At 61.1% G+C, this 12991-nt stretch carries 14 protein-coding genes; 4 read left to right on the forward strand and 10 right to left on the reverse strand.

What is annotated here, in order from left to right; all coding sequences use genetic code 11:
- Window positions 1–29: 29 nt before the first annotated feature.
- The 4 genes from FOT55_RS00455 to FOT55_RS00470 all read right to left on the reverse strand — a co-directional run bounded on the left by FOT55_RS00455 (window position 30) and on the right by FOT55_RS00470 (window position 2937).
- Window positions 30–842, reverse strand: coding sequence for a MetQ/NlpA family lipoprotein (locus FOT55_RS00455; protein ID WP_049295209.1), 813 nt, complete (start codon window positions 840–842; stop codon window positions 30–32).
- A 129-nt stretch (window positions 843–971) separates the two neighbouring features.
- Window positions 972–1823, reverse strand: coding sequence for a DUF1460 domain-containing protein (locus FOT55_RS00460; RefSeq protein WP_147822938.1), 852 nt, complete (start codon window positions 1821–1823; stop codon window positions 972–974).
- A 104-nt stretch (window positions 1824–1927) separates the two neighbouring features.
- A complete protein-coding gene (locus FOT55_RS00465) occupies window positions 1928–2470 on the reverse strand; it encodes a GNAT family N-acetyltransferase (RefSeq protein ID WP_025301965.1) in 543 nt (180 codons plus the stop codon).
- Window positions 2470–2937 carry an acyltransferase gene (locus FOT55_RS00470; RefSeq protein WP_025301966.1) on the reverse strand — a complete coding sequence of 156 codons (468 nt, stop codon included), beginning with the start codon at window positions 2935–2937 and terminating at the stop codon, window positions 2470–2472. The genes FOT55_RS00465 and FOT55_RS00470 overlap by 1 nt, the downstream gene beginning before the upstream one ends.
- 205 nt (window positions 2938–3142) lie before the next feature.
- Between FOT55_RS00470 and FOT55_RS00475 the strand changes: the two genes are divergently transcribed.
- A complete protein-coding gene (locus FOT55_RS00475) occupies window positions 3143–3733 on the forward strand; it encodes a Yip1 family protein (protein ID WP_019453944.1) in 591 nt (196 codons plus the stop codon).
- Window positions 3734–3787: 54 nt separating this feature from the next.
- Here the strand turns inward: FOT55_RS00475 and FOT55_RS00480 are convergent, their stop codons facing one another.
- On the reverse strand, window positions 3788–4639 hold the full coding sequence (locus tag FOT55_RS00480) for a DMT family transporter (protein ID WP_147822939.1): 852 nt from the start codon (window positions 4637–4639) through the stop codon (window positions 3788–3790).
- 600 nt (window positions 4640–5239) lie between these two features.
- Here FOT55_RS00480 and FOT55_RS00485 point away from each other — a divergent pair.
- The 3 genes from FOT55_RS00485 to FOT55_RS00495 are packed head-to-tail and all read left to right on the forward strand — an operon-like array spanning window position 5240 to window position 7933.
- Window positions 5240–5956, forward strand: a complete 717-nt coding sequence (locus FOT55_RS00485; RefSeq protein WP_049203840.1) for an ABC transporter ATP-binding protein — start codon at window positions 5240–5242, stop codon at window positions 5954–5956.
- Window positions 5957–5972: 16 nt separating this feature from the next.
- Window positions 5973–6929, forward strand: coding sequence for an ABC transporter substrate-binding protein (locus FOT55_RS00490; protein WP_147822940.1), 957 nt, complete (start codon window positions 5973–5975; stop codon window positions 6927–6929).
- A complete protein-coding gene (locus FOT55_RS00495) occupies window positions 6926–7933 on the forward strand; it encodes a FecCD family ABC transporter permease (RefSeq protein ID WP_147822941.1) in 1008 nt (335 codons plus the stop codon). The genes FOT55_RS00490 and FOT55_RS00495 overlap by 4 nt, the downstream gene beginning before the upstream one ends.
- Window positions 7934–7946: 13 nt before the next feature.
- Here FOT55_RS00495 and FOT55_RS00500 read toward each other — a convergent pair whose 3' ends face one another.
- The 5 genes from FOT55_RS00500 to FOT55_RS00520 form a co-directional block, all read right to left on the reverse strand.
- Entirely contained in the window at window positions 7947–9470 is a 1524-nt protein-coding gene (locus tag FOT55_RS00500; RefSeq protein WP_141997511.1) for a flavodoxin domain-containing protein, read from the reverse strand.
- Window positions 9471–9475: 5 nt separating this feature from the next.
- Window positions 9476–9901, reverse strand: a complete 426-nt coding sequence (locus tag FOT55_RS00505) for a PAS domain-containing protein (RefSeq protein ID WP_023447580.1) — start codon at window positions 9899–9901, stop codon at window positions 9476–9478.
- A 228-nt stretch (window positions 9902–10129) separates the two neighbouring features.
- Window positions 10130–11836: a D-lactate dehydrogenase gene (gene dld, locus FOT55_RS00510; protein WP_043136819.1), complete on the reverse strand. Its 1707-nt coding sequence runs from the start codon at window positions 11834–11836 to the stop codon at window positions 10130–10132.
- Window positions 11837–11961: 125 nt separating this feature from the next.
- Window positions 11962–12756, reverse strand: coding sequence for a type I methionyl aminopeptidase (gene map, locus FOT55_RS00515; RefSeq protein ID WP_043136821.1), 795 nt, complete (start codon window positions 12754–12756; stop codon window positions 11962–11964).
- Window positions 12753–12956 (reverse strand): ParD-like family protein, encoded by a 204-nt coding sequence (locus tag FOT55_RS00520; protein ID WP_006324220.1) that lies wholly within the window; start codon window positions 12954–12956, stop codon window positions 12753–12755. Before FOT55_RS00520 ends, map begins: the two co-directional genes overlap by 4 nt.
- Between the last annotated feature and the right edge of the window lie 35 nt (window positions 12957–12991).

The raw sequence follows: 12991 nt of genomic DNA on the forward strand, positions 1-12991 counted from the left end.
CGCAGAATCCGCCTTGATGGTGGCCGAATTTACCAGCCTTTCACCGCGCCGCCGTTGAAGATTTTCTCGGCGGCTTTGGCGACTTCGTCCGACTCATAGGCCTTGATGAAGTTCTGTACGTTTGGCGCGTCCTTGTTGTCTTCGCGGGTGACGATGATGTTGGTGTACGGCGAGTCCTTATCCTCGATGAAGATGCCGTTTTTGGTCGGCGACAGGCCGGTCTGGTTGATGTAGGTGGTGCTGATGACGGCGACGGTGACTTTCGGATCGTCTAACACGTGCGGCAGCTGCGCACCTTCCAGCTCCATGATCTGGTAATGATGCGGGTTGGCGCTGATATCCAGCGCGGTGGGCAGCAACCCTTTGCCAGGCTTCAGGCTAATCAGCCCGGTTTTTTCCAGCAGCAGCAGGGCGCGCCCCAGGTTGGTCGGATCGAGCGGGATGGCGATCACCGCGCCGTCCGGCAGCTCTTTCAGCGATTTTATCTTTTTGGAGTAGCCGGCCATCGGGAACACGAAGGTATTGCCGACCGCCACCAGCTTATAGCCGTGATCTTTGTTTTGCTGTTCGAGGAACGGGCGGTGCTGAAACACGTTGGCGTCCAGTTCGCCTTTGTCGGTGGCGTCGTTCGGCAGCAGCGAACCGCTGAAGCCGACCAGCTCGACCTCCAGCCCGTATTTCTCTTTCGCCACCTGCCTGGCGACTTCCGCCACGTCCTGTTCCGCGCCGTTGATGACGCCGACTTTGATATGGTTTTGGTCGGTTTTTTGATCGCAGCCCTGAAGCGCCAATACAGCGGCGAAGGCCGCCGCCAGAGGGGTGATACGCCAGCGTAAGGTCATCGAAGTCTCCCTGAAAAGAACAATAAAATCAGTTGGTTTTTGTCCTTACAGCTAAGCCTGAACCGCCGGTGAAGTCAAACGCTCGTTCAGCATAAACGGCTATAGCTTATAGCCGTTATGCGGCGGTGATTATCGGCTGAGCGAACGCAGCACCACGATGCCCGGCGTAGCCATCACGTAATCCATAAAGGGTGAGTCGACGACCTGCATGTTGGCCTTGCGCGAGGAGGCGTTGCGCAGCACCGGGCCATGGTCGGTCATCACGAAGATGCCGGTGTGGGTCACGTCCAGCCCGGCGAGGTTGGTGTAAATACCGATGTAGTCGCCGGTGCGCAGCTGGGCCAGCACCTTGTCGTCGACGTTGTCGCTGGGAATGTAGGTGACGCTGCGCTGCACGTTGGGCAAGCCGGGCAGGTAGCTGCTGCCGTCCGCCTTTTGATTGAGGTTTTTCACGAGGGTGACGGCGTGCGGGCTGAGCTGGGCGGTGATGTCTTCGGCCACTTTTTTCGGCCGCTGCGCCCAGTCGGTGAAGAAGTGTTTGCGCTGCGGGAAGGCTATGTTGCCGTCGACGTAGCGAATGTCTACCAGGCGCTGAACGAACTCGGCTTCGCTGCGGGCGGTGCTGAGCGCTTCCACATAATCGATGTAGGTGAAGCAATCCAGTCCGCGGAAGTCGATCACCAGCTGCTCGGGCGTGTTCTGCGAACCGATCAGACGGTTGGCGAGATACGGCGTGCCGAGAAACTCGCGCGAAATCAAATCGACGGTGCGACCATGCGGCTGCGCGGCGGGCCAACCGGCGTGCAGCGCGAGGATCTCACGTAGCTTGCTGCGGGTGCTGGCGTCCATCTCCGGCTGCACGCCCGGCGGCGAAACGGTGACGTCGGTCGGCGGCGTCGCGGGGGAGACGGCGGTGGAGCGTTCGGCGCATCCGCTCATAGCGATAGCTAACATCAGTAAAACAGCCTTGTTCTTGTTCATACGGCCCTCCATGGGTGTCGCTGGCTTATCAGAGTAAGTGATAACAGTTCTCATCCGATGGTAGGGGTTAAAAAGTAAACATCACCTCAATGGCAATCGATAAATCAGTAACCGATTTCGCTATTGAACGGCAAATACCAGAACAGCGCGATTTCGTGATCGGCGATCTCCGGTTCGGCGCGGTACAGCAAACGGTCGATGCCGCCGAGGATAAACCCGTAATGCTGGTAACAGCGGCAGGCCGCCAGATTGTTGTTCTGCGTTTCGAGCATCATACCTGAGGTTTCCTGCTGCCGCGCCCACCGTTTGGCGCAGTCCAGCAGTGCCCCGGCGATGCCCTGACGGCGCGCATGAGCGCTGACGGCGATCTCGTCGATCAGGGTGTAACCGTTCCAGTTTTTGCTCAGCGTGATATGGCCAACGGCGTCGTTCTGACGATACGCCAGGAAGGTCACGCTGTCTTCGTTGGCGAACGGCGCCAAGGGATAGCGTTTGCGAAATGGCGCCACCGGGCGGGTTGGCCAGCTGTCGACCGGGCTGTCGAACTGCGGCAGAGCGTAACAGGCGATGGTGAAGCTGAAATCGCCGCGCGTCAGATAATCGTCGGGCAGCGCCTCAATGGCCGCGATGCGGATGGCCGGGTTCATTACGGCAGCTCCCGCAGCAGACGCGCCGGGTTGCCGGCGTAGATCCCCTTGCGGGTGATGTCGCGGGTCACCACCGCCCCGGCGCCGATCACCGCGTCGTTGCAGATCTCTACCGCCAGGATCGTGGCGCCGGAGCCGATGGACACCCGATCGCCGATGCGCGTGCGCCCCCAACTGGCCGGATCGGCGTTGGGCGCGCCCTCTTTGAACAGATCGTTGGCGAAGGTGACGCCGTGGCCGACAAAGCACGCTTCGCCGAGGGTGACGTATTCGCAGATAAAGCTGTGCGACTGAATTTTACTGCGTGCGCCGATGCTGACGTGGCGCTGGATCTCGACGAACGGGCCGACGAAGACATCGTCGCCGAGCCGGCAGCCGTAAAGATTGCAGGGCTCGACAACGGTAACGTTGCGCCCGGCGTCGACGTCGACGATCCCCGCCTGACGGGTGGTGATTACGGATGACATGACCTTCCTCGCAGCCTGGTTTTTATGGTGGGAGTATAAGACAAAGCGCTGGGGCGTTGCGCTTTCCGCACGTTTTTTCGCCGAAAGACTATAATTAGTACAGGGGAGAGAGCCCCGTGGCCGCAATCCTCGCACGGGTAGCAGTCCGTCGGAGGTGTGAAATTCGTTCGCCGATCGCGGCCTACGGCGAGATAGGAGGTGTCTCATGGTCAGTCATGTTTGGGGACTTCTGGCGCATCCCAGCGCCGAGTTCGAACAGATCAAAAGCGAGAATGAAAGCGTCTCGCACCTATACACCCATCACGTGTTGCTCTTGGCAGCCATCCCGGTGGTCTGCGCCTTTATCGGCACCACCCAGTTGGGCTGGCTCTCCGGCGAGGGACATGCCATCAGGCTCGACATGTTTACCGCGTTTTATACCGCCGTGGCGTTCTACCTGCTGATGCTGGCGGGCGTAGCGGCCATGGGGAAAGTCATTCACTGGATGGCGCGGCGTTATGAATCGCGCCCCAGCCTGCACCGCTGCATGGTGTTCGCCGGCTACGTGGCGACCCCGATGTTCCTCAGCGGGGTAGTGGCGCTCTATCCGGTCGTCTGGCTGTGTCTGTTTGTCGGCATTATCGGCCTGTGCTATTCGGGCTATCTGCTGAATCTGGGGATCCCGCACTTCCTGAATATCGACAGTAAGGAAGGGTTCATCTTCTCCAGCTCGACCTTCGCCATCGGCATTCTGTTGCTCGAGCTGCTGCTTGGGGTGACGGTGCTGCTGTGGGGGTACGGTTCCTGGTTGTTCTGAGTTAACGGCTGTTGTTGCCCCCGCGCCGGTGGAACGGCGCGGGGGCTTTTGCTTTTATGCGCGGCGGAAAACCAGCATCACGCCGAGCACGATGCCCGCCATGCCCAGCAGGCTCAGCGCGGCTAGCGCGTGGCCGAGCAGCAGGTAATCCAGCAGGGCGGTCACCGCCGGGATCAGGTAGAACAGGCTGGTCACCTGCACCAGATTGCCGCGCTGGATAAGGCGATACAGCAAGAACGTCGCCAGCACCGAGATCACCACCGCCATCCACAGCAGCGGCAGCACGAACGCCGGCCGCCATTCGACCCGCAGCGGCTCAAACGGCAGTGCCAGCGTACACATCAATAATCCGACGGCATACTGCAGCGGCAAGACCGCCAGCGGCTGCTGCGTCATGCCTTTTTGCAGCAGGGTGCCGGCGGTCATGCAGCCCAGCGCGATAAAGGCGAACAGCATGCCGCTCAGCGAGAAGTGGGCCACCATCAGGCTTTGGTACACCACCAGCGTCAGCCCGACCATCGCCAGCGCCAGGCCGAGTGCCCGCAGCCCGGTGCAACGCCGCTCGGTGATGAACTGGGTGAGGATCGGCTGTACGCCGAGCAGCGTCGCCAGCACGCCGGGCGTAATACCTTGTTCCAGCGCCAGCAGATAGCAGATTTGATAGCTGCCGATCATCAGCACGCCGATCAGCACGACGCGCCAGCGGGTGCCGGGGGCGGGGAGACACTGGCGCTGCCACAGGCCGATGACCAACAGCACCGCCAGCGCGATGGCGCAGCGGAAGAACAGAAAAGCGAAGGCGGAGGCGTGCTCCAACCCCCAACGGGAGAAGATCGCGCCGCTGCTCCAAAGCAGGACGAACAGCGTAGCCAGGCCGGCATTGGCCCAGAGAGAAGGTAATCGCATATCAATTTCACCTGTCGTGAAAATTACAGGCTCCGGCGCGCGCGGCGGTCTACGCCTGAACGCAACAGATCAATAAGCCGGAGGTAAAAGTCGGTGTGGCTTAGCGCACAACCACAATGCGTGGCGGGTAAGCGGCAACCGCTGAAACGACAGAGGAAACGGCGGGTGGGGCAGAGGAAGCACACAGCAAAACGACGGCCGGAGCGGTCGTAAGAGTCGGATCTGTGCTGTGCGCCAACGGAGTCATAGGGGTTCCTGCAAACCGGGAATAAAACTTATCTCTTCAAACATAACCAAGTTCAGAGGGGCGTGCAATCGGAAATCACAATGGTTTAAATGATAATGTAAATCATTATCATTAATTAAAAGGTATGCTATGTTGCTTTTGCCGCGCAGTGTTGAAGCAGGGGGGCGCGGCTTGCTCCCAGTCTCGCGGCACGCAGCGCGTGCGGCAAAAGAGGTTGCGATTCGCTTTTGCAGAAGGCGCGGAATCGTGGTAAAAATATTGATATGTTATAATATAACAATTAATGCATAATGAATTCAGTTCACGACATCCTCCGCGTTGATGGAGTTAGCCTGACCGGCCACGGCGGGGCATTGATACTCGACAACATCCATTTCGCGCTCCGTTCCAGTGAAAAGCTGGCGGTGATCGGCCCTAACGGCAGCGGCAAGTCCAGCCTGTTGCGCGCCCTGATCGGCGAAACGCGGCCGGACAGCGGCGGCATTTACTGGCGAGGGCGCGCCTTGTCCGAGTGGCCGGCGGCGGAACGTGCCAGAAGCATCGCCTTTCTGGCACAAAACGATCTGCCGGATTTGCGGCTGTCGGTTGAGGACTACGTGGCGTTGGGCCGTTTACCGCATGGCGAACGCTCTGCGACGGGAAAGCGCATTGTTGACGAGGCCATCGGGGAAACCGGGCTGGCGCCGCTCAGGCACCGCCCGTTGGGGCGGCTCTCGGGCGGTCAGCGTCAGCGTGCTGCACTGGCCCGGGCGTTGGCGCAGTCTCCCGATCTGTTGTTGCTGGATGAACCGACCAATCACCTCGATCCGCCCGGGCGCTCGGCGCTGCTGTCGTTAGTGAAAAATAAAGACATTGCCGTGATTGCAGTGCTGCACGATTTGCCCGTGGCAGAGGCGTTTGCCGATCGGATCCTGGTGCTCAACGAAAGCCGCCAGGTAGCCTGTGGTACGCCCGAGGCGGTGTTGCAGACCCCGGTGATTTTGCCGGTGTTCGGCATGAACAGTTTCAAGGTGGCGCACCCCGTCAGCGGGAAAACGCTGCGTATTTTTGACGTTCCCCATTGCGCTTGATAAACCAGAGAGAAACATGAACACACGCGTATTCCCCCTGCTCCTGCTGCTGGCCGGCGGGGCGGCGGCGGCCGAAAAATTTCCCGTCACCGTAGAAAGCTGCGGTACGCCGGTCACCTTCAACCAGGCGCCGCAACGCGCCGTCATCAACGACATCAATATGGCCGAGATGGCCTTTGCGCTCCATTTGCAGGATCGCATTGTCGGGCTGACCGGCATCACCGGCTGGTACAAACTGACGCCCGACTTCAAGGCCGCGATGGGCGCCATTCCCGAACTGGCGCCGAAATACCCTGCTCTGGAAACGCTGCTGGCAGCGCAGCCGGACTTTTTCTTCGCCGGCTGGAATTACGGCATGAAGATAGGCGGCGACGTCACGCCGGAGAAGCTCGCCCCGTTCGGCATCAAAACGCTGGTGCTGAGCGAGAGCTGCGTACAGGCTGGCGGGCGGCCGCAGAAGGCCGATATGAACCTGCTGTATGACGATGAGCTGAAGCTCGGCAAGATTTTCGGCAAGCAGCAAGAGGCCACCGCGTTGGTTGCGGGCTGGCAGCGCCGGTTGGCTGCGCTTCCCGCCAGGCCGGCGGGCCAGCCGCCGCTCAAGGTGTTCGTCTATGACTCGGGGGAGGAGAAGCCTTTCACCAGCGGCAGATACGCTATGCCGACGGCGATCGTCGAAGCGGCGGGCGGCCACAACGTGATGGACGGTTTGCCGGCGAGCTGGACGACGGCGTCCTGGGAGGCGGTGGCGGCGGCCGAGCCTGACTTCATTATTCTGCTGGATTACCAGACCGGGTCAGGCGCCGATGCGCTGCGGCGCTTCCTCGAGTCTCACCCGTTGATGAAATTGACGCCTGCCGTACGGCACCACCGCTATCTGAAACTGCAGTATGCGGAGCTGACGCCGGGGCCGGCCAACATCGGCGCGGTGGAAAAGCTGGCGCGGGCGCTGTACGCGCCGGAGGCTGAATGAACTCGCCGACCCGGCGATTTATGCTGCTCGCGCCGTTGGCGCTGTCGGTATTGTGCGGGTTAATGATCTGGAGCCTGCAGCTGGGCAGCGTCGCGCTGTCATGGCGGCAGACGATGGCGGCATTGGGGCTTTCATCGGCGACCCTCTCCGGCATGCTGGATACCATCGTCGTGCAACTGCGGGTGCCTAGAGCCTTACTGGCGGCGTTGACCGGCGCCGGGCTGGCGATGACCGGTGCGCTGCTGCAGACCACCACCCGCAATGAGCTGGCCGATCCTTTTTTGTTTGGGCTCTCCTCCGGCGCCTCCGCCGGCGCGGTGCTGGTCATCACGCGCTTTGGCGATGCGCTGGGCGCGCTGACGTTGCCGCTGTCCGCTTTCGCCGGCGGCGTTTTGTCCGCGATGGCGGTGATGATCCTGTTTCGCGTCAGCCGGGTCAGGCGCGCCGAGCAGCTGATCGTCTGCGGTCTGGCGGTCTCGTTTTTGTTCAGCGCGCTCACCAGCTACCTGGTGTTTTCCGGCGATCAGCGGGCGGCCGGTTCGGTGTTGTTCTGGTCGCTGGGCGGGCTGGGGTTGGCGCGTTGGGATAATCTGTTCATTCCGCTGGCGAGTTTTGTGCTGCTGGCCGGGTTTACGGCGCTGCGTTGGCGGGCGCTGGACGCGCTGCTGGCGGGCGAGCAAACCGCCCATTCGATGGGGGTCAATGTGGCGCGCCTGCGCACCGAGACCTTTCTGTGCTGCGCATTGTCTACGGCGTTTCTCGTTTCGCTGACGGGCGTGATTGGGTTTGTCGGGCTGATGGTGCCTTATCTGGCCCGGCGCCTGGTGGGCGTGCGCCATCGCTTGTCCGTGCCGATGTGCGGCCTGCTGGGGGCGATGCTGCTGACCGGCGGCGACATGCTCAGCCGCAGCCTGATCCCCCATCAGGAGCTGCCCATCGGCATCATTACGGCGGGGCTGGGGGGCGCGTTCATCGTCTCCTTGCTGCTGCGCGCGGAGCGGTGAACGCCGCCCTGTCTCAATAGAGTTCCAGGTGCAGGCGCTGCTGCTCAATCAGCGTCTGCCACAGGTTTTCCGCCCCGCAGGCTTGCTCCAGCGCCGTCGCCACGGCATGTTCCAGATACTGACGATTGCCGCACAGGTAGACATGCGCGCCCCGCTGCAGCAGGCCGCTGACGACATCGGCGCGATCGTCGATGGCGTGTTGCACGTAATACTTGTCGGCGGCGTCGCGCGAGAATGCCGTGATGAGCCGTGTGAGTACGCCCGTCGCGTTCAGCGTGACCAACTCCTCGCCATACAGGAAGTCTTCATCGCGCCTTTTCTCACCGAAGATCAGGACGGTTTCACGCCGTTCGCCCTGGGCGGCCATTTCGCGCAGTAAGCCAATCAACGGTGCGATGCCGGTACCGGTACCGATAAGCAGCACCGGTAAGGCGGTGTCGCGCGGCAGGTAAAAGCCGGGGTTGGCGCGGCAGAAAAGGCGGAAAGGACCGGGATGCTTGAGCAGCCAGCCGGTTGCCGTGCCGCGCCGCGTGCGGCCGCCGCGTTCATAACGCACGTCGCGAACGCACAGATCGAGGCTCTCTTCCCGCGTTGCCGAAGCGATGGAGTAGGCGCGCGGTAGGCAAACGGGCAGTAGCGCCAACAGGTTCTCCAGCGTGATCGCGTGCGGCGGGCAAAAATCGTGCAGCACGTCCAGCAGATCGGCGCCGTACAGATAACTCTCCAGGGCTTTGCGCTGACGGATCTTCAGCAGGCCTTTGAGCTCTTCGCTGTCGGCCAACTGCGCCAGTTCGCGCAGCGTCGTTTTGCTGAGCTGGCGCAGCTCCCGGCGCCGTAGCGCGTCGACGGCCTCCGGCCTGCCGAGCCAGTCTGCCAGCCGGGACAATAATCCTTCGTCGTTCTCCGGCAACAGATAGACGGTATCTCCCGCCCGGTAAACGATGCCGCTGCCGGCGATATTCAGCCTCAGATGCCAGGCTTGCGGCGTGCGAGCGCTGAGCGGCCGTCGTTCGAGGAGGGCGGCGCTGAACGCATGGTCTTCACCGTAGGCGGTCACGCGCAGATGCAAGTCGCGACCCGCCTGGGCATCGCCGGCCAGCACCTTACCCAGCGTCGTCAGCCAGGTGGTGAAGAACGGTTCGAAGTTAACGTCGGCGTCGACGCGATTGACGATGGCGCGGGCGCCGTATTGCGTCAGGCGCGCATCCAGCGCCTGCGTGAAGCCGCAGAAATGCGGGTACGCGGTGTCGCCGAGACCAAAGATGGCGTAGCGCAACCGGAGGGGATCCGGCCATTGCGCCAGCGCGTCGGAAAAACGCTCGGCGTTGGCGGGCGGTTCGCCGTCGCCAAATGAGCTCGAGACGATCAACAGGATGTCACGCTCGCCCACATCGGCGGGCTGGATGGCGTTGAGTTCTTTAACCATGGGGCGGTAGGGTTGCAGGCTGCTTTGCTCGCCCAGGCGCATCGCCAGCGCCCGGGCGTTGCCCGACTCCGAACCGTAACCAATCAGGATGCGTTCGATGAGGTCGGCCATAGCGGTTACTTGTCGTAGTGGTTGTCGAACTGTTCTTTGGCGAATTCCACCGATTCGAAGTCGGTCATCAGATCGTTGATCACGCGGCGGATGCTGATATAGGCCTCGATATTGCCCTGGGCGTCATACAGCGGCTGCACCGTGGTGTCGACCACGTACAGCACGCCGCCCTTGCCGACGTTCGGAATGATGCCGGTCCAGATACCGCCCGCCTTGATGGTGTCCCACATCGCTTTGTAAACGGCTTTCGGCACGGAAGGGTGGCGCACGATGCTGTGGGGCTGGCCCACCAGCTCTTCCCGGGAAAAGCCGGTCAGCTGACAGAACAGGTCATTGACGTAGGTGATGGTGCCCTGCAGATCGGTGGTGGAGATCACCATCACTTTATCGAGCGCGGCCAGCAGCTGGGCTGAATCGAGGGTTTGACTCATGGTAGGTTCCTTCTCATTAACTTCGCGGTGAATGCCACGGCGGATGTCATGTATCCGTCATGACAGCTTTGTAATTGATTCTCATTTGCGATGATAGGGTGAATGGTAATCGGGAATTTTATAAGTTGCAATAAAAATACATCTTTAAAGGCGCAGAAAGATCGCGATGAGGCAGGTAGGGCAGAGGAGGCCCGCGCCGGGTGCGGCGGCGGGCCGATCGTGCGGCGTTTAGCGGGGGTCTTCGGCCCAGCCTTTGCGTTTGCTGGTTTTGCCGATGCCGGGGTTGAAGCTGTTGGTTGGATCGGCGGTGCGGTAGAACGTTTGCAGATCCGGTTTGGCGTGGTACAGGTGGCCAACGTTATGCTCCGCCGGGTACTCGGCGCCGCGCCGGTTGAGGATCTCGAGCATCTTTTCTTTCAGCGCATGGCTGTCCACGCCTTTTTTCACCACGTAGTCCTGATGGAAGACGTGGCACATAAAGTGGCCGTAATACAGCTTATGCACCAGCTGGCTGTCGATTTCCGGCGGCAGCGTTTCAAACCAGTCGGTGTCGTTGCGGCGCAGGGCGATATCCAGCGCCAGAATATCCTCCACCTTGTCGGCGTGCACCGCGTGGTAGCGCACGGCGGCACCGGCGGCGGCGAAGCGGTGCAGGAAGGCCTTTTTGCCTTCGTCAGGCGTGCAGGCGAAGAAGGCGCCTTCGGCCTGGGCGAAATAGTCGGTCAGATAGCGCTGAGCTTCGTCTACGCCGGGGCCGGCCATCTTCAGCAGCAGGTGGTGTTCGAAACGTTCGCGGTATTCCTTCATGCGCTTCGGCAGGTGGCTCGGTGCCAGATGGCTCAGGCCCTGCATCAGCCGATCGGTCAGGTTGTGCGGCAGCAGCGGCAGCTTGTTGAGGCTGGCATCCATGCGGCCTTTCAGGGTGAAGAAGCGCGGCATCTGATCGGTGCCGAGCTTGTCGATCATCATGAAGGTGTCTTTGCCGTACACCTCGGCGATGTCGAAGATATCGCGGTGCATGTATTCACCGGCCACCGGCAGGTTTTCGAATTTGCTCAGCATGTGGCGGCGCAGTTCGGTCAGCACCGCGGTGTCGTTGGTGCCGATATAGAACACCTGCTCTTTGCCTTCTTTCTCGAAGGTGTCGAGCCGCACCGCGAACACCGCCAGCTTGCCGGCGCAGCCGGAAGCTTCGTACAGGCGGCGTTTGTCGGCGTTGAAGCGGGAAGGGGTGTCGGCATCGACGTCGCGCACCCGGCTGGCGTATTCGTTATCCGAGGCGCGCAACTCGCCGTACTCGACGTCTGTCGGGCGATAGTCGCCTTTTTCTAACCGGGTGAGGATCTCTTCCGGCGTGTCGCCAAGCCGGATGCCCAGATGGTTCACCAGGCGCAGCTGGCCGTCTTCCCCTAACTGGGCGTACAGCGCCATTTCGGTATAGGCCGGGCCGCGTTTCACCAGCGAGCCGCCGGAGTTGTTGCATACGCCGCCGATCACCGAGGCGCCGATGCAGGAGGAGCCGATCACCGAATGCGGTTCGCGGCCGTAGGGTTTGAGCAATTTCTCGAGGTGGTGCAGAGTGCTGCCGGGGAAGCCGACCACCTGCTTGCCGTTGTCCAGCACCTGAATATGATCGAGGCGCAGAGTGCTGACGATGACGATGTCGCGGTCATAGTCGTTGCCGCTGGGGGTTGACCCTTCGGTCAGGCCGGTATTGGCGGCCTGCATAATGACGATTTTGTCGGCAGCCACGCAGGCCTGCAAAATGCGCCACAGCTGCAGCAGGCTAGTGGGAAACACCACCGCCAGCGCCTGGCCTTCGCCGGAGCGGAACCCCTTGCGATACCGCTCGGTGTTGCGATCGCCGGTCAACAGCTGCGGGCCGCCGACGATGTCTTTGAGCTGATTGATAAACGTCTGATTGCCTGACTGCATGCTGCCTGTCTCCCTGTCATCTCCGTCGCTTTAACCGCGGCGCCGGAGTGCCGCACATAAGCTAAGAGGTTATCAAGTGAATAACTTATTAAGCCATTAGCTTATTTGGCTAATGGCTTGCGGGTTTAGTAGCGCTCGGCGTAGCCGGCGCGGCGCTCTTCGTCGCGCAGCGTCAGAATCTCCACGCCGTCGGCGGTGACCGCCACGGTATGTTCCCACTGCGCCGACAGTTTTTTGTCGCGCGTCACCACCGTCCAGCCGTCCTTCTTCTGCTTGATGCGGCGGTCGCCCTGGTTGATCATCGGCTCGATGGTGAACACCATGCCCTCTTGCAGCACCAGACCGCTGCCGGGTTGACCGTAGTGCAATACCGCCGGCTCTTCGTGCATGTCGCGGCCGATGCCGTGGCCGCAATACTCCCGCACGATGCTGTAGCCGGCCTGCTCGGCATGCCGCTGGATGGCGTGGCCGATATCACCCAGGGTGGCGCCCGGTTTCACCGCGCGAATGCCCTGCCACATCGATTCATAGACGTTGTTCACCAGCCGTTTGGCCAGCGGCGTCACCTGGCCGATGCAGTACATCTTGCTGGAGTCGGCGATGTAGCCGCCGTTTTCCAGCGTGATATCTACGTTGACAATCATACCGGAACGCAGGATTTTGCTGGCCGACGGCACCCCGTGGCACACCACATCGTCGATTGAGGTGTTGAGCACATAGGGGAAATCATACTGCCCCTTGCTGGCCGGGCGCGATTTCAGTTCTTCGACGATAAACGCCTCGGCGCGGTCGTTGATCTCCATGGTGGAGATGCCTTCGACGATGACCTCATCGAGCATAGCAAACACTTTGGCCAGCAGGGCGCCGGAATGGCGCATTTTGGCAATCTCTTCCGGCGTTTTAATCACAATCTCTTTCACCCGACAATCTCCTTCAGCGTCAGCGCGTTATCTTTCATCATTTTTTTTACCAGTTGCGGGTAAGTCAGTTCCGGATGGAACTCCGCCAGCATGCCAATCTTGATCCAGTACTCGGCCTGCGCGTTGATCGAACGCGTCATGGTCAGGCTGGCGAGGCGCAGATCGTCATGCAGCGCGTCCGAAATTTTTACGATGCCCATCGGCGTCTCCATAAGTAAACAATATATGAAGTGTA

Source organism: Serratia bockelmannii, assembly GCF_008011855.1.
Classification (GTDB): domain Bacteria; phylum Pseudomonadota; class Gammaproteobacteria; order Enterobacterales; family Enterobacteriaceae; genus Serratia; species Serratia bockelmannii.